Below are 24,117 nucleotides of genomic sequence, written 5' to 3'. Positions count from 1 at the left end.
ATTATAGTTTCATTTTTGTTACAATCAAATTAATCTCGTATGTGGGAGGGAGGGAGAGGCCATGCCAAAAAAGAAAGCGGTTACTCTGCGGACGATCGCCGATGAGCTGGGACTGACGATTCATACGGTGTCGAAGGCACTGCGCGGGCTGCCGGGCATGTCGGAGTCGACGCGCAAGGCGGTTGCCGATCGGGCGAGAAAGCTTGGTTACCTGACCAAGGAGCAGGAGGCGGGGATGTCCGCGGAGCGGATCCCTTGGACGAACGCAAGGCCGCGGCGGTTTGCGATGCTGATTATCGGGGACACGAATTTTCATCGGTTGCAGCTTGGAGGCGTCCAATATCGTTTGGACGAGCTTGGCCATTCCTTGTATCCGCTCGTCATCCCGCCAACCGTTTCCGAGGGAGCCCCCTTCGAGGCATGGCTTGCCGAACACGACCTCTTTTTCTCGGACGGTCTGTTCCTTACTGCGGCGCTGCCGGAGTGGATGGAGACCGCGCTGTTGAAGTTGCCCATGCCCAAAGTACTCATCAACTATCCGCCGGATATGGCGGAGGTGGACAGTGTTATCTGGGATGTTGAATACGCGATGCAGCGTTCGGTGGAGGAGCTATACCGCCGCGGCCATCGCCGCATCCTGTACGTGATCGACATTGAGCCGCTGCGGGGCTTCCATCTTCGCTGGAAGGCGTTCACGGCGGCAGCTGCGCGGCTGGGGCTGGAGAGCCTCGCCGAACCAGCCATTCATGTCGTCAGCCCCGCGTCGGATCGGCTATTCTGGCTGTCGCAGCTTAAAGAGCGACTAAGCGCCGGGGCTTTCACGGCCGTTATCAGCGCAGTGCCGGGGATGGCGGCCTGGGTGTACGAAGCGGCCGGCGATCTTGAACTTCGCGTTCCTGAACAGATATCCCTCGTGGCTATGGAGAACGAGGAGAACCCGTCGCTGCCGGGATTGTCGAGGCCGCTGCTGTTGGTCAGGGAAGCGGGAGAGAGAGCCGCGGAGCTCATGCTGCGCCGAATCGCCAACCCGCTGCTTCCCTACGAGCAAGTCAGGCTGCGCGGCGGTTTCCATGCAGGAGCAAGCATGAGGGAACGCTTCTGATTTTATATACCAGCAAACGCAGGGTCGATAGGAGGCTTTGCGTTTTTTTTCGTTCCCTGGTTCGGTAGCAAACTGTGTCGAATAAGACCAGAAATAAAAGGATCGACCGCTACTCCCCATTCGCAGTCTCCCCTACAATGAGAGACAAGACAGAGAAAAGTAGGTGGAGAACGTGAGCAAACGTAGCGGAGGAGAAGGCGCTCTCCTCGGAACCGGCGGACGGCGCTGGAAGCTGATTCGAGGCAATCTGGATATGTATTTGCTGCTTATTCCGGGCCTTGTATTCTTGTTATTATTCAAATACACGCCGATGTATGGAATCATCATCGCCTTCCAGGACTTCAACATCTTCGGCGGCATATCCGGCAGCGAGTGGGTAGGCACGGCGCAGTTCGAGCGACTATGGCATTCGGACGAATTCCTGCAAGTGCTGATTAATACGCTGCTCATCAGCTTGTACAAAATAACGATTTTATTCCCGATCCCGATCGTCATCGCGCTTATGCTCAACGAAGTGCGGCGCATGTTCTTCAAGCGCACAATCCAGACGATCATCTATTTGCCCCATTTCCTCTCATGGGTCATCATCTCAGGCTTGTTCCTTAACATCCTGTCGCCAAGCGGCGGGATCGTGAACGAAATCATTCGTTCGTTCGGCGGAGAGCCGATCTCGTTCTTTACCGACAACGGCTTGTTCCGAAGCTTGGTCGTCTTCACGGCCGGGTGGAAGGAAATCGGCTGGAACGCCATCGTCTTTATCGCCGCGATCGCGGGCATCGAGCAGGAGCAATATGAAGCCGCGGCCATCGACGGAGCGGGACGGATCAGACAGATGTGGTCAATCTCGCTGCCGGGCATGCTGCCCACCATTGTCCTCATGTTCATCCTGCGGATCGGCAGTCTGCTGGAGGCGGGGACGGAACAAATTCTTACGATGTACAATCCGCTCGTGTACGAAAGCGGGGACGTCATCGGCACCTTCGTGTACCGAATGGGTCTCGGCCAGCAGGATTACAGCTTCAGTACGGCGGTTGGCCTATTCAATTCCGCGGTCGGCTTCCTGCTTATCGTCATCGGCAACATGCTCAGCCGCAAATTCCTGAATCGCAGCATCTGGTAAGGAGGAACATTCATGTATAGAAGAACGGCCAAAGATTTTGCGCTCGACGGCTTGATTTATGTCGTGCTTGTTATGATGGGACTTATCACGCTGCTCCCGTTCGTCAACGTCTTCTCCAAGTCGATCAGCGAAGAATGGGCGATTCTGGCCGGACAAGTAGGGATCTTCCCGGTCGGCTTCCAACTCGACACGATGAAGTTCGTCGTCACGAACAGCCAGTTCCTGAACTCGTTGTGGATATCGGTGCTCATAACGGTCATCGGCACCTTCGCGTCGCTGCTCATTACGGCGCTGACCGCTTACCCGCTGTCGAAGCGCGAGCTTCCGGGCATGGGCATCGTCATCGTGTTGTTCATTTTCACTATGATGTTTAACGGGGGCATCATCCCCAACTATCTATTGATCCGCGAGCTGGGCCTCATCAACAATTTGGGTTCGCTCATTTATCCGGCGCTCATCAGCGTATTCAACTTGCTGGTCATCAAAAGTTATTTCGAAAGCTTGCCGACAAGCCTTGAAGAATCGGCCAAGCTCGAAGGCGCGAACAATTCCACGATTTTGTTCCGCATCATCTTGCCGCTAAGCGGTCCCGTGCTTGCGACGATCGGCCTGTTCTACGCTGTTCAATTCTGGAACGACTACTTCCACCCGATGCTGTACATTAACAGCTCGTCGCTCAAGCCGCTGCAACTGTACCTTCAGGACATCGTCATGAACGCGGATACGTCTTCGGCACTCGACAAGTCTGCCGACGATCTCATGAACGTGCCGGCGGAAGGCGTTCGGTCGGCGACGGTCATCGCATCCACGATTCCGATCTTGCTAGTGTATCCTTTCTTGCAGAAATATTTTATCAAAGGCGTGCTGATCGGCTCCGTCAAAGGTTGATTTGTTGATCGCAGCCGGGCAAGACAGATTCAGAGGGCATTAACTTTTCCAGCAACTTCCTGCGCGATGAGCGTCAGGGCATGACTTCAGGTACCGGAGAATCGCCCGCCATCCGGAACGTTGATGGAAACTTAATGATATAGATTATACTAATTGCAGGAGGGTCTCATTATGCAAAAAGCTTACAAACTGATGTCCGTTATGGCTATGTCCGCGCTTCTGGTTACGACAATGGCCGCTTGTGCCGGCAACAACGGCAAGAACAACGAAGGATCCGGCAACGGAACGAACGCGGGAACCGAAGCGACGGCCAAGCCGGACGCGGAGAAGCCAGGCCTGAAAAGATTGAACGTATGGCAGAACGACGATTACAATGCATACCCGGTAGCCAAGCTGCTCGAAGAAAAAACGGGCTATAAAGTGCAATACGATATGCTGCCCCAAGACAAATGGGCGGAGAAGCTGAACCTGATCATGTCCTCTGGCGAAGCGTACGACATCGTCACTTCCTACAGCGACATGGCATTGTATTCGGATTACGCGCAGAAAGGCGCCCTTGTCGACCTGACGCCGCTTATCGAAGAATTCGGTCCAAACATCAAAGCGGCCATCAAGCCGGAATCGATGGAAGCGCTAAAGGTGAACGGCAAGCTGTATGCGATCCCGACAACCGTCACGTACGAAATCAACAGCTCCATCTTGATTCGCACGGATTGGCTCGACAAGCTGGGTCTGTCCATGCCGACGACGACCGATGAGCTGACGAACGTGCTGAAGCAATTCAAGGAGCAGGATCCGGGCGGCAACGGCGACCGTAACGTACCGCTTACGATCAAAGGCGACCAATCGATGATCGACAACCTCGTCGGCGCTTTCGGCATCGCCAATACATGGAACGACGTGGATGGCAAGCTGGTGTCGCGCGTTATGGATCCGGCTTACAAGGACTATGTCGCTTACGTAGGCAGCCTGTACGAGCAAGGGCTGATCGACCGCGAATTCGTAGCCAACAAAGACGCTACTGCGAAGGAGAAATTCGCGAGCGGCGTGGCCGGCGCCATCGTCGTTCACTGGGCGGACATTCCGGCCATCTCGGATTCTCTTACGAAGACAAAGCCGGAAGCTAAATTCGCTTTCATTCCGGCGCTTAAAGGTCCGAACGGCGAAGCAGGCTTCGCGGCTAACGCGGGCTTCGACCGTCTGACGTACATCCCGAAAGCATCGAAGAATCCGGAAGAAGCCATCAAGTGGATCAACGCGAGTCTGGAAACGGAAACGTTCAAAAACATGGCGATCGGCGTCGAGGGCACGCACTATAATGTAGTAGACGGCGCTTACGAGCCAATCCAGCCGATCTTCACCGACGAGCGCAACCTGGCGAACAACTACATGGCTGGCACGGACGAAGAAAACTATCCGCAATACTGGCAGGCGCGCGTTCGCAAAAATCCGGTGATGTTCGAAGCGTTCAGCTTCCTGAACAACGAGACGGCGGCCGAAGCGAAAATCAAAAACGTGCTGGGTCTTGCTCCTTACATGCAGCAATACTCCAAAACGAATCAGCAACTGGGCACGATGGTTGGCGACTACACGGTTAAATTGATCGCGGGCGCCGAGTCCATCGAAGGACTTGCCGATTTCCAATCCAAGTTCATGTCCTCCGGCGGGGAAGTCGTATCGAAGGAAATTAACGACTGGTACGCGACGACCAAATAACGACAACAGGATAAGCGGCGGCGATCATTTGTGACGCTCGCTGCTTTCTTGTACGATCTGCCCTCCGGTCATGGCAAAACGATCGCGCCGCAATATTCCCCATTCTTGCTTCGCCCATAATTAAATGACAAAATGAAATGAAGAAGGAAGGCGTATCGGTCTACTTCCATTGCGAGATGGCGTATCCGTTCGCGATGCAGCGATCGACAAGGTGCATGCCGAGCTTGCGAAGCAAGACGCTAGACAAGAAGAAGGGAGATGGCGGGCGATGTATAAACTGCTTATCGTGGATGACGAGCCGACGGTTCGGGCGGGATTGCGTTCCTATTTCAATTGGGCTGCTTACGGGATCGATGTTGGGGGCGAAGCGGATGACGGGGATGTCGCGCTCGAGATGATCGCCCGCGATCGGCCTGATCTGATTCTGACGGATGTCCGGATGCCGAGCATGGATGGCATTACGATGTCGCAACGCATCTCGGAGGAATATCCGTCCATCAAGATCATTTTCGTCAGCGGGCACGACGACGCCGATTATCTCAAGTCGGCGATGAAGGTCAGCGCGGTCGACTATATATTCAAGCCGGTTAATTTGCAGGAGCTGAGCACGGTCATTAAGCGCGTCGTCGCCGATCTGGACGCGGAGAGCTCCGAGCGGATTCATAAGCAGGAGCTGCTTGTTAAGCTGAAGGAAGGCATGCCGCTGCTGCGCGAGAAGTTTCTGCTCTCGATGATCGGTGAGGGGGCGCCGAAATCGGAGTTGGCCGAGCGGGTGTCGTTTCTGGGTTTGAATTTGCCCGTGAACGCCTCCTACTGGGTCATGGTCGTTTCCGTTGACGATCTTGCCGATGTCATGGCGAGCCGTTCCGAGCGCGACCGCCAACTGTTATGGTATTCGGTGCTTAACATTTATCAGGAGCTGCTCGACGCCCATATGCGAGGTTACGTCTTTGAGCACCGGATCGGCGAATTCGTAGGCGTGCTGCAGGTGGCGGAGCCGGGCGGAGATTCCGCGACCGAAGCGGCGGAGCCGTTGTTCGCGCTCGCCGGCGATCTCAGGTCCAATTTGGAGCGTTGGCTCAAGATCGGCGCGACGATCGGCATTAGCGATTTGGCCGGCGGGTTGTCCGGACTGGCGCGGGCTTACAAGCAAGCTCGCGAGGCGGCCGATTATAAGTGGTATTTGGGCAAAAACCGCATCATCACGATGGATAGTCTCGAGGGCGCCGAGCCTGAGGACGGCGCCCTGCGACGATACGATTACGAGTTCAACGAAAAGCTGATTTCCGCGCTTAAGGCGGACGACGAAGTCAAAGTCGGCGAGGCCGTGGAGTCGATTTTCGCCAGCTTGTCTTATAGCAGGCCGGATGGCTTGAAGTACGGTCGCAATCTATGCTTGCAGTTGGTCCTTGCGATCGGTCAGCTTCTCATGGAGCTTGGCACGGGGGATCCCGAGCTGGAAGCCATGGAAGCGGAACTGACGGAAGCGTTGTACGAGAAGGAGACGCTAAGGGATATGCGAAGGTTGATCGAATCGTATTTGGCCACCGTCGGCGAGCGCATCCGGGAGAAACGGACGGGCAAGGTCGCCAACGTCGTGGAGCGAGTGCGCGCGTATATCGAGCTGAACTACGCCAATGGCGGACTCACTGTAGCCGATATCGGCAAAGCGGTGTATTTGTCCTCCACGTACGTTAGTCTATTGTTCAAGCAGGAGACGGGGCAGACGGTCGGCGAATATTTGACCCAAGTGCGCGTGGACAAGGCCAAAGTGCTGCTGCTCGATCCGCAATACAAGTTCTACGATATTTGTTACGCGATCGGCTATACCGATCCCAGCTACTTTACGAAGCTGTTCAAAAAAGTGACTGGCGCCACGCCTAGCGCATACAGGGACTCCCATGCGTAAAGTCCGGGAAGCCGCTCTGCGCTTATTATCGCCGCTGCGCCAGACAGCGGCGATTCGTCGTTTCTCGATTCCGCGGGCTTGGCTGATCGCATATCTGCTGCTCATCGTGCTTCCGGCGGGCATTTTTTTGTACGGTTATTACTCGCGTTCCGCGGATATTCTGAGGAACGAGGTCGTCCGGACGATGCAGCAAGCGCTCAAGCAAGCCGGGAGCAATCTCTCCTACCGGCTCGAGCGCATCGAAGATATAAGCGACGCCGCGTTCATGAACGCCAACCTGCATTCGTACTTATCGATTAATTCGAGCGATCAATCCATTGGCACGCAGATCAAGGTCATCGAGGATTTGCGTTATTTGGTGGAGACGGTGCAGTCGAATTCCGACGTGTACCACATGCGGCTGTTTGTGGATAAATCCAAGCTGTACGCGGAAGAACGAGTCAATTTCTTCACGCTCGATAGCTTGATGGTCAGGCCGTGGTTCCATTCCATCATCGAGGGCAACGGCGGTATCGTATGGACGGGCGTCTATAAGGAATCTTATCTCGGAGGGACCGACGAGACGATCATGTCCGCCGCGCGCATGCTGAGAGATCCGGGTGATTACGACAAAGTGTCGGGCGTGCTCATGATCGACGTCCGGCAGGACATCGTTTCCAAGATTCTCTCCGAGCTGCAGTTCTCTCCGGGTATGGCGGTTTATCTTGTTGCGCAGGACGGTACAATCGTGTATCATCCCGACGCCTCGCTGATCGGCAAGGCGGTTGATCCGCATCTTCGGGATGCTCTGAATGGCGAGGCCGAAGGGACGAAGTCGTTAACGCTAAACAACGAGAAAAGCGACGTGCTGTTTACGACGCTTGCGCCTACGGGTTGGAAGCTGGTCGCCCAGGGAACGGAATCCCAGTTGTCGCCCGCTACGCAGCGGTTGACGAAACGGTCGGAGTGGCGCTCGCTGATTGAGTATATCGCGTTGTTCCTGATTTTGCCGTTTGTCCTGTTAGCGATTATCGTGCGGGGGATGAACAGGCGCGTCAACCATGTCATCACCGTCATTCGCAAGGAAGGCAAGGAGGGCAGGGATGCGATTGACGGGCTGCAAGAGCTGCCGGCAGTTAATGGAGACTTCCATATGCTGGAGCGAAGCGTCGACCATCTCATCCTAAGGGTGCGAACGCTCGTCGAAGAGAATTACACCGCCGAGATTCGCGAGCGCGAAGCTCAGCTGTCGGCGTTGCAGGCGCAGATCAATCCGCATTTCCTGTATAACACGCTGGATACGATTAACTGGATCGCGATCGGCAAGGGAGCGACCGACATTAGCATGATGATCGATAGTTTAGCGAAGTATTTCCGCCTGAGTCTCAATAAAGGCAACACGATCGTCAGCGTGACGGACGAGCTGCGTCTTGCCGAGGTGTATCTCGAAATTCAGCAGAGCCGTTTCCTCGGCTCGTTCGAATTCAAGGTGGAGGTTGGCGAGGAATTGGAGGCGTATCGGATGCCTAAGCTCATTCTGCAGCCGATTGTCGAGAATGCCTTGCTGCACGGCATCCGCAAGGCGAAGGATCGTAAGGGACTGATCGATATTGCGGTGGAGCTGGACCAAGGCGATCTCGTATTCGTGATATCGGACAACGGCATCGGCATGGAAGAGGAGCTGTCTCGTCGTCTGCTGACGGAGGAGCGGATCGGTCCCGGCGATCATACAGGCAACGGAAGCTCCTACGGATTGTTTAACGTAAACGAGCGGATCAAGCTATATTCCGGCGAAGGGTATGGCCTTAGCATCTCTTCTCGGCTCGGCGTGGGCACTTCCGTCACGGTCCGGATGAAAGCGGTGCTTGCGGCCTCCCGGGATTCAGCCGATAATGAGGCTGAATAGCTAGCTATTATTGGGAATCGCAGGCATCGCGGGAAGACGATTGCCGAGACGGCTTCGTTGAACGGGACGCGATATCGGAGCTTGATCGGGAGAGGTAAGTGTCGGTCAATTCCACCATGAGATCAAAATATACGGCGATGCCGGCAAATGGACGGGAATTATCATAAAAGACGGGGCGTCGCTGCGACAACGGCTTCTGAACGACGGATTTTTACACAAGAGCTATTGACAATTATGCGAAAAGCCAGTTGATTGATGAGATAGCACATGTGTTTGCGACATGTAGTTTTGCTGAGATGGAGCAGATCTACATGAAATCAAAGCGTAAGACGATTTTGAGAGCAACAGCTATTACGCTTCAGCACATCGAAGAGGCCAAAGAAGAGTACATGGGGGACCGGCTGTAAGGATCAATTTCTTTGAGTGCTACTTGGTTTTGTGGTATCGTTAAACATGAATGATTTCATAAGGGAGGCGATTACGTTTGGATAAGAAGTCCAATGAATCGTTGAAAGACCGCTTAGCGGTTGCCAATCAGAAGGTAGACGCGCAGCTGCCAGATATCTGGCTGCAGGCTGAGCAAAACTTGAAGAAGCTTGAAGAAGATTACTATAACAATCAAATAAATAAGGGGATAAGAGACTAAGGTGCTGAACTGTGACCCGAATTGTAGACGATTAAAACAAAGAGCCCTTAACTCAACTAGCTAGCAGATGACCTCTGAATTCATCGAGGCCACTGAAAAACTTGCGTTTTTAATTTGTTAAGATTTGTTTTAAATCAAAAAGGCGATATTTCGTTCACTTTGGAACGGATTATCGCCTTTCACTTTATTCTTTTACTTTGAATCTTTCATGAGTGTAATGATTCGCTTGAGATTAACAGCCCAGCATTTGCATGCCAACAAGACCCGAGGACGATGCAACATCATACCCGTGTCTATGCTTGAGTTCACTATTTTTCGCTTCAATTTTATAACGTTCTTTTGATTTCCCTTTAAATTCATCGCTATTTTCAAAGGCCTCATGTACCTTATGCTCGGTCGATTTTATGGTTACAGAATAAGTTTTACTTTTCGCACCTTCTTTATAGCACCCGTCTTTCATTGGGCATGCTTAGCATTTTTCAATGTCAAACATGTAAGTATTCTTTTGGTTATTATTCTTACCTTTCTTGCTTGTGCGGGCTCTTTGAATCGCCATATGTCCAGCTTTACACACGTACATCCCTGCATCTTTATTAAACTCAAATGCATCTTCTTTTTTACGAGTTCCTTGTGTGATATTAGGGTTTAATTTTGATATTAAGTGTAATTCGTTGTGCTTGGCATACTGAATATTATCTTTTTCAGAATAGGCAGTATCTCCAATGACGGTATCAATCTTCATGCCTGTGTCACGACTTTTTTCAATGAGAGTTTGAAGTTGTTTTCCATCATTTTTCTCACCAGTGGTAATCACCGCAGCTGTAATGATTCGTTCTGCATTCATAGCAAGATGTGTTTTGTAGCCAAAGAACGAGGAGTCTGCCGTTTTGTGACCTATGCGTGCATCTGGATCGTTGCTGAGTTGGAGATGCTCATGGTGATCAGCTACGATTTCTTTTAAGTAGTTCAGCTTTTCTTTCACCTTTGGGTATTCACGAAGAGATTCCTTCTTTTTTACTGTATCTATAACTTTTTGGCAATAGTTCAGTTCATCAGATAATTTGTTCGTCGTTGTTTTCGGTGGGAATTTATCCTTCATTTTTTCATCGATCTCGTAAACGGATTTTCTTAACAATTTAGACTTTTGCATTAATATTTCTCTGGGTGATAGCTGATTAAAACGTGCTTTCGTATGGGTGGCATCTACAATAATTGCGCTGCTTTTGATGATTTCTTTTTTCAACGCGATCTCCACGGTTTTTTGAATAAGTATGTCAAGCAGATCCACATCTTTCAAGCGAAGTTTGCGAAACTTCGTTAGTGAACTAGGATTAATGACTTCATCTTCAGGAGCCATATCTAAAAAGTACTTGAAGGACATGTCATATTTAGAACGTTCCACAACATCCACATCGGATACATCGAAAATGGATCTCAACAATAGGTATTTGAACATTCGAATGGGAGGCACTGCATTGCGACCATTGTTGAGGCAGTATTTATGCTGTAATGCTGCATGAACAAATGAAAAATCTACAAGATCATTTATTTGACGAAGCATATTATCTTTGGGTACGACGATATCGTATATCGCCATAAATGGACTAAGATTAAGAGATAGTTGGTTTGAAATCATCCGAGACACCACCTGAAATTAATTATTTAATTATACAGGGAAACAGGATGCCCTCCCTCAATAATTGAGATGGGCATCCTGTTTATAGTTGTTGGAGTTTTTCAGTGGCCTCGAATTCATCGGGGGTCATCTTTTTTAATGTCCACTGATATCTTTCTGAATTGTAGTAGTTGATGTAATCTCTAACTCGAACGCGTACTTCCTCAATCGTTTGGCAATCCATGAAATCAACCTCGTCTTTCATATGACCGAAGAACGACTCCATGGGGGCATTGTCCCAGCAGTTTCCTCTGCGCGACATAGATTGCTTAAAACCTGCATCGGCTATGAAAAGACGGGTTTTAGGATGTGTATAATGCATCCCTTGATCGGAGTGTAAAATGGCCTCTGGATGAATATATCCGTCTAATCGCTCTAAAAGGCGTTGAAGTGTCCGTTCAACAATTGGAAGTTCAAGCGTGGCTGCCACGCAGTCGGCAAGAATCTGCCTGGTGGCACCGTCCTTTACACAGGAAAGGTATGCCCACTGACCGCCTCCATAGCGTAAATAAGTGATGTCTGTAAGAAATACTTTCTCGGGCTCGGCTTGATTAAACTGGCGCTCTAGCAGGTTAGGGCAAGTCTGGTGTTCGTGAGTTGCCTTGGCCATCTTACGATAAGGATTAGCTTGTCGTATGACTGCTACTAGGCCTGCCTTGCGCATGAGACGCCGGATCTTCTTATGATTCATGACGACATGGCTTATTTGCTCAAGACGCATTTTTATGACCAGCGCACCTGCTTTGCCGTTCAGGGCCTCGAAGTGGTGTCTGATCAGTACGATGTCCTCTTCGTCAGCTGCTGCCCGAATTTGGCGTTGATCCTCGGTTGCAAGCCATCTATAGTAACCGCTCGGACTTACATCTACAAGCTCACACAGATAACGCGTCATGCGTTTTAGGCCATACGCCCGAATAGTACGGTTGACGATCTCAAAGCGCTCAGCGGCCGTTAGCGCTTCTTCTTTTGCCGCTCGAGCGCTTCGACCCTATATTTCGATTAAAACACAAATAACCCATAAGAGGGTCACTTTTTTAAAAGTGTCCTTCTTATGGGTCACAGTTCAAGTTTACTTTCGGCACCCTTTTTTTGTTGTTCTTTATGCTGAGGCTAGCAACTAGAAGGAGTATCTTTCTTTTCTTCGCTTAAAAGCTACTTCAGATACTTCCAATATATGGATAACAGTGTCTCTAACTGCTGGCTTTTCGAGCCCTCCCTCAGATTTTAACTTTTCTTTTCCCATATGAGTATTAAGAGCAAATAGTAATTCGCAATTACTAATAACATATCGCAACTAAAAACGCTGGATTCAACGAGTCCGGCGTTTTTAGTTGCGACAATGTCATATCAAATTTAATGGAGGAAGTTCTCATTCCTCTTCCTGTCTTACATGTAGGCATGAGGAGCGTTTGGGGTAAAGTTTCTCTAAATACCTTTCTAAAGTATGGATTAAAGATAACTGGCATATCCCAATAGCTAGAATATTTCATTGTAAGGGTAGAGATTGCCGCTCATTAAAGCGACATGTCACAGACAAACATCGATTGAAATTTACGGTATACGGCGAATGCTGCCAATGGAATAAACGCTAGAATTGCTCCAAGCACCTGATGTGCATCCATGGATGCTTGTACCGATTTATTAATTATTTAAATCTCAGGGATTTCCCCAAAAGTATTCGCACACAACGGGTAGACCCCAATTATTAAGCAAGAACTCATAACTCGATGTTAGGTATGGATGAGGTCCTGTTGCTAGCAAGTGTTACTTCCCATGCTGCTCCCGGAATTGGGAGGGGGAGAGGCCAGTTGTTTTCTTGAATAAGGTGAAAAAATAGGTTGAGTTAAGAATGCCGACCTTCTCACTGATGATAGCTACCGATTCGCTCGTTGAGAGCAGTCGCTTCTTCGCCTCCTCCATCCGAATGTTCTTTAAATAGTCGTTGAAAGATACCTGGGTTTGGCTGCGGAATAGCTTGCCCAAATAGCCGGACGAGAGCTTAACCTCGCTAGCGACCGACTCGATACCAAGATCCGATTCGTGATAGTGTTCCTGCAAGTAGGTGCAAACCATATCGATGACACTTTCGGCCTTCGTTGGCTGCTTCTTCTCACCGAGCACGCTGATGAGCCTGCAAAAATCCCATAGCAGAACCTGCATTTCTTCTAACGTTTCCTGCTTCGGCAACGTATTGACTGTATCGTAATATTCCTTCGAATAGTCCTCCATAATAGGGAATGTCTCGTCGAATGCGCGCATCAGCGAGCCAAGCAGTTGGTTCGCGCTAAGAACCGCTTGATAGTAGCTCATCTCGCGCAGTTTCTTCGTGAATTGGCCAAGCGACTGCTCGATCTTGTCAGCATGATTCAATCGTAGCGACTCGATCAGCCTCTTCTCAGTCTGCGATGGATAAGCATGAGCCGAGTTATGCTGACTAATGATCATATCTGCTTGAATAATCGTTTGATGACCGAAGAAGAAACGATAATTCGAGTATTCCAGAGCGGACGAAAACGATTGCTGAATGTCATTCCGATCGCTCACCATATCGCCAATACTAAATGATACTGTGAAGTGGAAGTAGCTCTTGATAACCTCCTGGACTTCCGTAAGTGTAAGTAACAGCTTAACTGGATCAATTGGGGAATCAAGCATCATGAGAATGGCCAGCGTCCTCTCGTCAACGACGATCGTTTCGTTCGAGGCATGCTTCATTAACAGCTCACTGCTAATATTGCTGATCGAGAAACGGAACAAACCTTGCTTCGTCTGGTTATACTTATGCTCGAATTCGTCATAACGGTCAATGATTGCAAGAATAACTGTATAATACTCGCTTGTGAACGGCGCATTGATCTCCGAATGGAGTAAATGGGTGGCAGACAGGTCGATATGTGTACCACGCAGCAAATGTTGCAAATACGTCTTCTTCAAAACGGGCAGCGACTGCTGTTGAACTCTCTCGATGGACAGCGCCTGATCGACAACGTTCGTGAAGGCCTCCGACAACAGCGAGAACTCGTTGCGATTCCGTTCCTGATCTGCATTTTCTCCCACTCCCGTCACCTCACGTACCTTACCGATCAGTCTGCCAAGCGGGTTATACAGCTTGTTTGTCGCAACATAGGCGATAAAGACACCGATGGCGATAATGGCTAATGCAACCAGCGCTGTATAGCCCCGCAGCGTCGAGATGTCCGAGATAAGAGTATTATAAGGCTTAATACTAACAAAATACCAATTTAGCTGGCTGGATCGTACGAACGTAACAAGCTGGCTTTTGCCGTCTATATTCGTTTTAAAATGGTAGGACGGTTCCTTCGCACCCAAGATACGCTGAATATAAAGCAGCTCATTGAACTGCTTCATAAATTGGTTAGGGTCGGTATGGGACAGTATAAGTCCTGTAGAATCCATAACGAAGACGTCATCACTGCCACTGCTTATCGATTTTATCGTGCTCCGTATATATTTTTCATCCACATTAATGACGATAGCTCCTTTGTAAGTGGAGGCAAGAGCATAATTGGGACGCAGGATGAAGGTGATGACATGCTCAACTGAGCTGGTGCTTTCAGCAGAAGAAGGGCGCAGCTCCTGCGTAAAGTAACTCATATATGTAAGATCAGACATATTCGCTAAATGTTTTTTTTCCCGTTCATTCAGCTCGAAAGGCATCCCCGCCGTACTCAAGTAGCGTTTTGTATTGTCGTTATAAATACCCATATGCTTTATGAATGGGTACGTGGACTGGATGTCCATCATAATATCCATGGCATCCCGATCCTGTACCCGGTCAAGCTGCTTGTTCATGAGTACCGTAATAATGCGGTTGTTGTTCAGCATATGACTGCCGATCGTTCCAATCTGCTCCTGCACGATATTAGAGGCATAGCTTGTCTGTTGCAGCATGGAGATGACATGCTTGCTGATCGTTTGTTCGGTCTTAGCGGCGAATAGGAAGTAGAGCATACTGCTCACGGCTATTACAGCTAAGGCGACAAGCAATACGAAATTAATCAGCATTTTTCGATATACGGCATAGCGAAAAAACGGACTCCATTTCATCCGGCTTATTCCTCCCCAATTCTCTATACTAATAAACCGCTTTCACCTGCCGATATCCAAACTTTAAAATAGATGCTTAATTATTGCAACGTAGAAGAGACACTTTTCACAAAAATTATAGCTATATCTAATATTTAAAGTGTCGAAATAACTTGATTTTAAACGGTTTTCAAATGTTTAAACTATACAGCTACAACATGACCGCCCCATACTGAGAACAGGCAAATCGACACAAAACAACACGAAAGGGGAAACCGACTTATGGAACGCACCAGTTTAAAACGAGCAGGGCGGTACACCTTTTTTACCGACATCCGGAAAAATCCGGTCTCTTATTTATTGCTACTGCCAGCCTTGATTTACACCATTATATACGGCTACATGACGCTGCCTTATATGGTTATTGCCTTTCAACGGTTTAATTATACGAAAGGAATATTCAACAGTGAGTGGGTGGGTTGGAAAAACTTCGAGTTTTTTTTCAACTCGACCGCTGCGTCTATGGTGACATGGAATACGATCAAGCTCAATCTCCTGTCGATCTTTTTCGGTACGGTCGTTGCGCTGCTCTTTGCAATCTTATTAAATGAAGTTCGTTCAAGAGTATTTAAGCGCGTGTCACAATCAACGCTGTTGTTCCCGCACTTTCTGTCATGGATCATTGTCAGCTATATCGTATACTCCTTCTTCGGGACCGAACACGGCCTCATTAATAATCTTTTGGAGTCGTTAAGCTTCGACAGGCACAACTGGTATGCCGATCCAAAGCCATGGACGTGGATTTTAGTAGGTCTGAGCGTATGGAAGGAAACCGGAATGTCGGCGGTTATTTATCTGGCGGCTATTACGTCCATTGACGACTCGTTATATGAAGCAGCTAGAATCGACGGGGCCAACCGCTGGCAGCAAATTAAATCGATTACGATTCCAATGCTAATGCCTACCGTATCGATTCTGACTTTGCTGGCGATAGGCAAAATATTTTACTCCGACTTCGGCATGTTCTACGCCATTATCGGCGATAATGGCATGCTATATTCTACGACTGACGTAATTGATACTTATACGTATCGTACGCTTCGAACTTCGGGCAACCCGGCTATCGCGATGGCGATCGGCATGTATCAATCGATCGTAGGCTTCATACTTGTTCTGTCTGCGAACTGGATTGTGAAGAAAGTCAACAAAGACAGTGCCATGTTCTAATGGGAGGGGGTTCATACGTGAATAAAAAGGTAGATTTTTTTCAATTTTTCAACACAGCGTTTATATTTATTTTCGCTTTGATTTGCACACTGCCAATAGTACTCGTATTAATCGTATCATTTACGGACGAGCAAACGATCATGCGGAATGGTTACAGCTTCTTTCCGGATCACTTCTCTCTTGCGGCATACAAATCGGTATTCGCAAGCAACGGCCAATTATTGCAGAGTTATGTGGTTTCTATAGCAGTCACGGTGATCGGGACGATCACCGCCGTCACTATCACAGGCATGGCCGGGTATACGCTTGCCAATCGACAAGTGCGCTACCGCAACAGGCTGGGCTTGATCTTCTTCATAACCATGCTCTTCAATGCAGGATTAGTCCCGTGGTATATGATGAATGATCTACTTGGTATTAAGGACAATGTGCTTGCCCTAATTATACCGTCGCTGCTATTCAGCCCGTTTAACTTGTTTCTTGTGAAAAACTTTATGCAGGAACTACCTGAGGCTTTGCTGGAATCGGCCAGAATTGACGGAGCTAGTGATGCTTATATCGCCTTCCGAATCGTTTTTCCACTTTCCATGCCAGTGCTAGCGACTGTCGCACTCTTCTATGGGCTTGGTTACTGGAACAACTGGTTCAACGCCATCATGTTGATCGATAAGGAAAGCTTGTATCCTCTTCAATATTTGTTATATAAGCTGCAGTCCGAGATCAACATGATCAATCAAATGCAAGGGATTGCGTCTTCCAACATAACGGCTCCGACCGAATCGTTCAAGATGGCGATCGCCATTATAACAATAGGCCCTATTGTTCTGCTTTATCCATTCCTGCAACGCTTTATTCTCAAGGGGCTTATCGTTGGAGCAGGAAAAGGTTAGGTATATCGCTGAAAAGCTATATATAATAAAAGATGCAGAGAGGGGAAATAGAAAAATGAAAAGAAAACTCCGGTTTATTCCTGCTAGTCTGGCAATTGTTATGCTCGTCGTTCTTATGATGGCTTGTAGCAATTCCGCCAACACCAATGGGGGCAACAAAGACAATGCATCAAACGAGGGCTCAAACACAGAGGAAATATTACCGGTACGATACGTTGTTCCGGGAACTGCGAAGCCGTTAATGGACGACGTAATTAATAAAGTGAATGAGAAGCTAATCGCAGACGGTGTCAATGTAAAGCTTGAGATTAACTATATTCCTTGGGATGCATGGGATCAGAAAACGAATTTGATGCTTAGTACAGGCGAGGAGTTCGAACTGCTTCAAGTGATGGAGAACGGCACCGTTCCCGTAGGCTCGTACGTTGGCCGCGGCGCCCTTCAGCCGCTTGACGATCTGATTGATCAATACGGCCCCGATCTGAAAAAATTGATTCCCGACTATGCTTGGGAAGGTGCGAAGATTAACGGGAAAATATACTCCATCCCTGCCTTATGGAGGTATGAAACGTCTGGAAGCGGCGAGATGGGAACTCTCGGATACAGAAAGGACCTACTAGAAAAAGCAGGCGTGTCGTTCCCGCAAACGGCGGAGGATTTCATTGCCACGGCAGAGAAGATGCAGAAGATTGCAGATAAAAATCTGTATGTTCAGACAGAAGCCGACGGTTCGCCGAACTTCCTGCACCGCACGTATGATTCCTGGCCATTTTATGTCGATTATCGTGATTCAATCGTTAAGGTGGATCAAAAAGGAAACGTAACTTCGTGGCTGGAGAGCGAAGAATTCAAGAAAGACGCCGACTTCTTTCGCCAATTGTACGAGAAGAAGCTGATAAACCCGGATATTCTGACCTACAAGAAAGAAGAACGCGATAAGGCAATGGGGTTGGGAGACTTCCTCTTCAGTACGAACGGTGCTCTGTATTCTTCCGTCACCGTTGCGAAGAACAATCCGACGGCAGTTGTTGCCGAAGATTATTTAGCTTCCGATAAGCCACTGCTGCAATTTTTTGCTTTTGGCAACACGAACTCGGTACCAGTTACCACCAAACACCCAGAAGCGTCTATCAAGTTTTTGAACTGGTTATATAGCAACAAGGATAATCACAATCTGTTMCTGTACGGGGAAGAAGGAACGCATTACACGAAATCCGGTGAACGCACAATTGACTACATCGACGACGAAAATGGCGAGAACTACTACTTCGATTCTTGGATGATAGGCAATATTAACTACATGTTGTTCGATTCCAAAACGCCTGAGGCTCAACTGAAAGCGCAGACGATAGAGCCGACCAATCCGGTTGAATTCTCGCCTGTTCTGGGCTTCCGCTTAAACACGGAGCCGATTGCGGTTGAATATGCGAACGTGTTGTCTGTCGTGAAATCAAATATTATTCCAATCAAGATGGGTGTTGTGCCTTACGAAAAACATTTCCCGACTGCGCTGGAAAGCTTGAAGGCGGCTGGACTTGATAAAGTTGTCGCTGAATACCAGAAGCAGTTCAAAGAATGGCAAGCCGCACAAAAAAAATAGCCTGTTCAGAGAGATCCGCGGTCTAGGCTGCGGGTTTCTCGAATTATAGGAGGAGAACGACTATGAAATTAGTATTGATTGGCGGAGGAAGCTTCGTCTTCGCGCCTACGGTGTTGGAGGATGTCATCATTAACCATCGCTTGATGGACGACGAGCTAGTGCTTGTTGATCCGAATGCGGAGGTTGTGGAAGCGATGGCAGGAGCGGGACGCAGCATTGCGGAGAAGCTTGGGGTTACTGTTCGCCTGTCGTCTACAACCGACCGTCGTGAAGCGCTTGTAGGGGCGGATTACGTCATTGTATCAGCTTCGCCGCAGGGATCGCGCCGTTGGGAAATGGATTACAATATTCTGAGTGAGCTGGGCATGGCTGATCAGGCGAGAGAGTGCGGAGGTGTCGGCGGGCTCATGAACGGGCTGCGTTCCATTACTCTTCTCCTAGATATATGCCGCGATATGGAGGAGCTCTGTCCCAAGGCTAGAGTGCTGGACGTAACAAATCCGATGCCGCGCGTCGTGACGGCGATTGATCGTTATACATCGATTCGAGCAGCGGGCTTTTGCAATATTGCCTACCAAGGTGCTGACGGCTACGCCTTCTTGCCTGGTCTTGTCGGTAAAAAGTCGGAGGAGGTTGACATCTTAACGGCCGGGTTGAACCATTTTGCTTGGGTTGTATCGATGATAGATAGGAAGACGGGTGCCGATCTGCTGCCTGAGCTAGTGTCATATGTACAGGATGGAGTTTGGCCAGGTTTGCCCGAGCATAAGCGCCGCGAACTGAAAGTGATGCGCAGGTGGCTTCTTCAGTATGGCGCGGTGGCGGCGGGTGCCGTCGATCATCATGCCGAATATCTGCCGGTGCAGTCGGACATTCATTATACGACCACTCCTCCTTATCATGGTACGGAGGATGAGCGGAAGCAGCGTCTATCGGAGCTGCAGGCTATTGCCTGTGGCAAGAGCTCCGATTGGGAAGTGTTGTTTAACCATCCAAGCTGGGAGCATCCCGTTGATGTCGCACTAGTTATGGAGGCTGGAGGTACGCGTACGTTCGACATCATGAACATTCGCAATAACGGCGCGATTGCGCAATTGCCTACAGAGCGTATCGTCGAAGTACCTGTTCGGATTGACGCAGGAGAGTGGGAACCTATCGCTATTCCTGTATTGCCGGATGCACTGGTATTAATCATGCGCCAAATCTCCGACGTGCATGAAATCGTAGCCGAGGCAGCGGCTAAAGGCGATAGATCGCTTGTGCATAGGGCAGTCGATCTTGATCCGGCTATAAGCAATAAGGAAGCGGCTCATGTAGCCGTTGACCAGATGCTGGAAATTCATGCAGATTTACTGCCGCAGTTCAATTAGGCACATGTTCTCACACCGGTTTCTTCCATTATGGCAGGTGTCTCTTTGATTATGTCCTTCTATTGGTCCGCAAGGTCAATTTTACTGACGAAAGGATTTCGTATGTATTAACGATAGAATCGTCAGTATATCCTTACATGATCAAGTTTTTCTATTTAGATTCTCAATGTAGAGCAAAGAAAGGGATCAAAAAGTTGACACAACTTAATATGATGCATCCGAATGATATACGAGTAAAGACCGAGCAAGGTTGGAGGCGTTTAACTCAACTAGAAACGGGAAAGTGGATTGGAGGTACGGTTGTCGTGGAGTTGGAGCCAGAGAAATCTGCTGCTCTGAGACTGAGGTTGAACTCTCCAGTAGAGCCGATTCTAACGATCAAAATCCGCTGGTCAAAGCGTATGGAAAGCAAACTGCTCGTACTTGGCGACCATTGGGAGCGGGCATATGGCGATTTAGAATGGCGCGGTATTGTTCCTGAACGAGTAATGCCATGGTATTTCCTAACGAATGACGGCAGCGTTACGAACGGGTATGGTGTTCGGACAGGACCTAGCGCATTTTGCAGTTGGCAACTCGATCGGGAGGGCATAACCTTCACGGCAGATGTTCGTAATGGAGCAGTCGGCGTATCACTCAGCGATAGATCGCTTGACGTTGCGGTGCTCGTTGCGTTCCAAGGCAATGAGGAAGAATCGGCGTTTTCAGCAGCTAAGCGTTTTTGCCAAATGATGTGCCCGCAGCCTAAATTGCCGTTACAACCCGTTTATGGGGGAAATAACTGGTATTACGCATATGGCAACAGCTCGCATGAACAGATACTCGAGGACTCTGCGTTTATATCCTCACTCGCTTCATCGGAGGATAACCGCCCATTCATGGTCATAGACGACGGATGGCAGCTTGCAAGCGGAGGAGGCGGCTGCAAGGGAGCGCCGTGGATAGGCAGCGACATGTTCCCTGATATGGCGGGGCTTGCACAAGCGATGAAGAAGACTGGCGTACGCCCAGGCATCTGGTGCAGGCCGTTGATGTCCTCTGATCCGAACGTGCCGAAAGAATGGGTTCGTTACTCTACGAGCACTAAGGATAGCGTCCTCGATCCGACGGTACCTGGGGTGCTTGAATTCATTGCACAATCGATAAAGGAGATGTCAGAGTGGGGCTATGATCTTATTAAGCATGATTTCTCCACTTATGATTTGCTAGGCGGGTGGGGTTTTGCGATGAAGTCTGACGTGAACTTCTTAGCCTATCCGTTCAGCGACAGTTCGAAGACGACAGCAGAAATTGTGCTTAATTTATATCGGACTATTGCCGAAGCTTCAGGCGACAGTTTATTGATTGGCTGCAACACGATCAGCCATCTTGCTGCCGGACTGTTCGAAATCCAGCGCACGGGAGACGATACGAGTGGCAAGTCGTGGGAGCGCACGCGTTACATGGGCGTTAACACGCTGGCGTTCCGTATGCCACAACACAATACATTCTATAGCCATGATGCCGATTGCATCGGCATTACGAGTGACGTGCCTTGGGATTTGAACAAGCAATGGCTGGACCTGCTCGCAGGCAGCGGTACACCGCTTTTTGTCTCTATCGATCCAGCAATCGCGACCGAGGAACATAAGGCAGCCTTGCGGGTTTCTTTCGACATTGCTTCCCGAGAGCTGCCACCTGGCGATCCGCTCGACTGGATGGAGACAACATGCCCGAGTCAGTGGCTGCTTAATGGAAAACAGACGACATTTCAATGGAATAACGAAGATATCGGAAATGTACAAGATAATGAATGGTGGCTTTAGGAAGTCACTCCCCCACAAGTCAACCTGAACTGTGACCCTATTTCTAAACAGTTTATAAGAAACAGCCTTGGGCCCGATGTTAATTTATTGTACACTCCCACAAGAATCAATTATCGTGGATAATAATTATGTCTAATTTAAGTTAGAATATCGCATAATTCGGGGCTGTTTGAGACTTTCACAGAAGAGTGAGAATGTAATGAGAAAAAATTCTGTATATAAAGGGAGGCGATCCCCCTAGGCTCCACAAAACATTAAACTTAAACCACTTCATAAGAAGTGGTTTTTTTATTTTTTGTTGGTGGGGCCCAATTGAACCCCGGGGTTCTGTCCGCGATGCGTCCACTGTTTCGGTGGACTTCAGTAGATGTGATCTTTTTGAGCTTACATTAGAAACGTTGGGCAACTTTCTTCGCATGTGCGATTGCTTTTTCTTTTATAGATGGAGCCTGCTCCGATAAGGAAGTTCCTTCCACAAAAATTGCCTCAATCGATGGAACCCCATAGAACTGTAAAATCTTATTCAAATAGCTGTACCCCATTTCAAGGGTTGCAAAAGGGCCTTCCGAATAAACGGAACCGCTAGCTTGAATGTGCAAGGCTTTCTTGCCGGGCAACAAGCCTACAGGGCCATTTTGGGTATATTTGAACGTCTTTCCCGGAATTGAAGTCGCATCCGTGTATGCTTTCAAAACCGGCGGGATCGAGAAGTTCCACATTGGTGATACGTATACGTACTTATCAGCGGTCACGAATTGATCAACAATTGCCCCAAGACGATCTACTTTGGATTTCTCGGCATCAGACAGTTGGTTGATCGATAAACCCGACCGAAGCTTTTCCCAACCGCGTAAAACATCGGCATCAAACGGCGGAATATTCTCTTTGTACAGATCTAATTGAACAATTTCATCTGTCGGATTTGCTTCGCGATACGCTTCAATAAACGCTTTGCCTACCGCGAGACTAAAAGATGCCTCAGGATCTAGCGGATGTGCGGTGATGTAGAGTACAGTTGCCATGAATCAAAACTTCCCTTCTGTAATCAGATTACTTACACTTTCAAGGATGATCATATTATATATACTTACTTATGTTAAGTAGGCACAATAATGTGGTATAGTATAAAAAAAGGTACTGTAAAGAAGGCTGATGTATGAAAAAGAACCCTGACCAATGTAGATTCGCTGTAGCGATGGATTCGATCGTCGGCAAGTGGAAGCCGATTATCATTCATCATTTGCTTCAAGGCAAACCTTTGCGGTTCAATGAACTAAGAAGATTGCTACCCGATATTACGCAAAGGATGCTTACGCTCCATCTACGTGAATTAGAGGCGGAAGAGATCGTTAAACGAGTCGTTTATCCGCAAATTCCACCGAAAGTGGAATACTCCATAACGGAATACGGCATGAGCCTGCTCCCGGTTATAGAAGCCTTGCACCAATGGGGAGCGGCCCATATAGAGCGAAAGAAGCTCGGAGAAGCAGAAAATGAGCCAATAGAACCGGACTAGCGTTAGAAATAACGTTAGTCCGGTTCTATTTTGTAGCTTGGGGGGGGCGAGCGGACGGAACCAATGTATGAGAGCCACTATAAATGAACAGAGTCGCTTCGGGTGAGGTGACTCTGGATTGCAGTTACGAAGGAATGCAATTTCGTTTGAACCACTTCATTCGGTGTGGTTTTTTATGGTGGAGCAAATCTGCTTCACACACCTCGTCCTGATCGTCGTTTTCGATATGTGGTAACTGCCAGTATAGCGAGACAGCGTTGCGTTTTCATTTAATTAATAATGCCCCCGTAAAGGATAAGACTGCCTCATTGGAACTTTATTGCAACACTCGTATGATAAGATAAGTCCCAATATACAGACTGTGTTCCGGGAAATGATTGCAGGGTTAAAAGAAGTAGTGAGATTACGGTTTTTGCACGTACGCTTATCGCTCTTTGAATCCTGTTATTTTTTTGAACTTGTGAAAACGCTAACATTCGGGTCGATTATGGGTGGACGGACGCGTTTTACAAGATAGGACATATGGAATGAATAGTAGAGGTGATGCGGCGGCGGGCATAAAAGCGGGAATATGTTATCAGGCCACACATGAATGGCTCATATCAAGATGAAAGCGGGTAGTAAAGGATCAATTTTTAAGAGCACTACATAAATTCATAGAAAGCTTTGTGAGTAAAGACAGCTATTATGCAACGCTAGAGGTTGGTATGTAATTGAAGAA

General features: G+C 48.7%; 16 protein-coding genes and 1 pseudogene. 13 read left to right on the top strand and 4 right to left on the bottom strand.

Going from position 1 to position 24,117, the window contains the following annotated elements:
• Positions 1-61: 61 nt before the first annotated feature.
• The 7 genes from AB4Z29_RS29385 (at position 62) to AB4Z29_RS29355 (ending at position 9,266) form a co-directional block, all read left to right on the top strand.
• Positions 62-1,102 carry a LacI family DNA-binding transcriptional regulator gene (locus tag AB4Z29_RS29385; protein ID WP_441946506.1) on the top strand — a complete coding sequence of 347 codons (1,041 nt, stop codon included), beginning with the start codon at positions 62-64 and terminating at the stop codon, positions 1,100-1,102.
• 172 nt (positions 1,103-1,274) lie between these two features.
• Positions 1,275-2,222: an ABC transporter permease gene (locus AB4Z29_RS29380; protein WP_441946505.1), complete on the top strand. Its 948-nt coding sequence runs from the start codon at positions 1,275-1,277 to the stop codon at positions 2,220-2,222.
• A 12-nt stretch (positions 2,223-2,234) separates the two neighbouring features.
• Entirely contained in the window at positions 2,235-3,110 is an 876-nt protein-coding gene (locus AB4Z29_RS29375; RefSeq protein WP_441946504.1) for a carbohydrate ABC transporter permease, read from the top strand.
• A 171-nt stretch (positions 3,111-3,281) separates the two neighbouring features.
• Positions 3,282-4,826: an extracellular solute-binding protein gene (locus AB4Z29_RS29370; protein ID WP_441946503.1), complete on the top strand. Its 1,545-nt coding sequence runs from the start codon at positions 3,282-3,284 to the stop codon at positions 4,824-4,826.
• A gap of 169 nt (positions 4,827-4,995) precedes the next feature.
• The gene (locus AB4Z29_RS29365) at positions 4,996-6,735 is read left to right on the top strand and encodes a response regulator (RefSeq protein WP_441946502.1); all 1,740 of its coding nucleotides are present in this window, start codon (positions 4,996-4,998) and stop codon (positions 6,733-6,735) included.
• Positions 6,728-8,620 (top strand): sensor histidine kinase, encoded by a 1,893-nt coding sequence (locus tag AB4Z29_RS29360; RefSeq protein WP_441946501.1) that lies wholly within the window; start codon positions 6,728-6,730, stop codon positions 8,618-8,620. The genes AB4Z29_RS29365 and AB4Z29_RS29360 overlap by 8 nt, the downstream gene beginning before the upstream one ends.
• A 484-nt stretch (positions 8,621-9,104) precedes the next feature.
• Positions 9,105-9,266 carry a hypothetical protein gene (locus AB4Z29_RS29355; RefSeq protein ID WP_441946500.1) on the top strand — a complete coding sequence of 54 codons (162 nt, stop codon included), beginning with the start codon at positions 9,105-9,107 and terminating at the stop codon, positions 9,264-9,266.
• Between the two features lie 192 nt (positions 9,267-9,458).
• Here the strand turns inward: AB4Z29_RS29355 and AB4Z29_RS29350 are convergent.
• From AB4Z29_RS29350 to AB4Z29_RS29340, 3 genes and pseudogenes are all read right to left on the bottom strand, one after another.
• A pseudogene (locus AB4Z29_RS29350) lies at positions 9,459-10,902 on the bottom strand (IS1182 family transposase).
• Between the two features lie 82 nt (positions 10,903-10,984).
• Positions 10,985-11,857, bottom strand: coding sequence for an IS3 family transposase (locus tag AB4Z29_RS29345; protein ID WP_441946521.1), 873 nt, complete (start codon positions 11,855-11,857; stop codon positions 10,985-10,987).
• 848 nt (positions 11,858-12,705) lie between these two features.
• The gene (locus AB4Z29_RS29340; protein ID WP_441946499.1) at positions 12,706-15,009 is read right to left on the bottom strand and encodes a helix-turn-helix domain-containing protein; all 2,304 of its coding nucleotides are present in this window, start codon (positions 15,007-15,009) and stop codon (positions 12,706-12,708) included.
• 261 nt (positions 15,010-15,270) lie between these two features.
• Here AB4Z29_RS29340 and AB4Z29_RS29335 point away from each other — a divergent pair, with 261 nt between their 5' ends.
• From AB4Z29_RS29335 to AB4Z29_RS29315, 5 genes are all read left to right on the top strand, one after another.
• Positions 15,271-16,215: an ABC transporter permease gene (locus tag AB4Z29_RS29335; RefSeq protein WP_441946498.1), complete on the top strand. Its 945-nt coding sequence runs from the start codon at positions 15,271-15,273 to the stop codon at positions 16,213-16,215.
• A gap of 17 nt (positions 16,216-16,232) precedes the next feature.
• On the top strand, positions 16,233-17,105 hold the full coding sequence (locus AB4Z29_RS29330) for a carbohydrate ABC transporter permease (RefSeq protein ID WP_441946497.1): 873 nt from the start codon (positions 16,233-16,235) through the stop codon (positions 17,103-17,105).
• Between the two features lie 55 nt (positions 17,106-17,160).
• Entirely contained in the window at positions 17,161-18,705 is a 1,545-nt protein-coding gene (locus tag AB4Z29_RS29325) for an extracellular solute-binding protein (RefSeq protein WP_441946496.1), read from the top strand.
• A 62-nt stretch (positions 18,706-18,767) separates the two neighbouring features.
• Positions 18,768-20,075: a family 4 glycosyl hydrolase gene (locus tag AB4Z29_RS29320; protein ID WP_441946495.1), complete on the top strand. Its 1,308-nt coding sequence runs from the start codon at positions 18,768-18,770 to the stop codon at positions 20,073-20,075.
• A 194-nt stretch (positions 20,076-20,269) separates the two neighbouring features.
• Positions 20,270-21,880, top strand: coding sequence for a hypothetical protein (locus AB4Z29_RS29315; RefSeq protein ID WP_441946494.1), 1,611 nt, complete (start codon positions 20,270-20,272; stop codon positions 21,878-21,880).
• A 389-nt stretch (positions 21,881-22,269) separates the two neighbouring features.
• Here the strand turns inward: AB4Z29_RS29315 and AB4Z29_RS29310 are convergent, their stop codons facing one another.
• Positions 22,270-22,902 carry an FMN-dependent NADH-azoreductase gene (locus AB4Z29_RS29310; protein ID WP_441946493.1) on the bottom strand — a complete coding sequence of 211 codons (633 nt, stop codon included), beginning with the start codon at positions 22,900-22,902 and terminating at the stop codon, positions 22,270-22,272.
• Between the two features lie 134 nt (positions 22,903-23,036).
• On the opposite strand from AB4Z29_RS29310, the gene AB4Z29_RS29305 reads away from it, so the two are divergent.
• Positions 23,037-23,396: a winged helix-turn-helix transcriptional regulator gene (locus AB4Z29_RS29305; protein WP_441946492.1), complete on the top strand. Its 360-nt coding sequence runs from the start codon at positions 23,037-23,039 to the stop codon at positions 23,394-23,396.
• The last annotated feature ends 721 nt before the right edge of the window (positions 23,397-24,117 follow it).

Source organism: Paenibacillus sp. 2TAB23, from assembly GCF_052115165.1.
In the GTDB taxonomy this organism is placed as follows: Bacteria; Bacillota; Bacilli; order Paenibacillales; family Paenibacillaceae; genus Pristimantibacillus.
The sequence above is the reverse complement of the archived record's forward strand: the minus strand, read 5'-3'. Positions and strand labels throughout refer to the sequence as shown.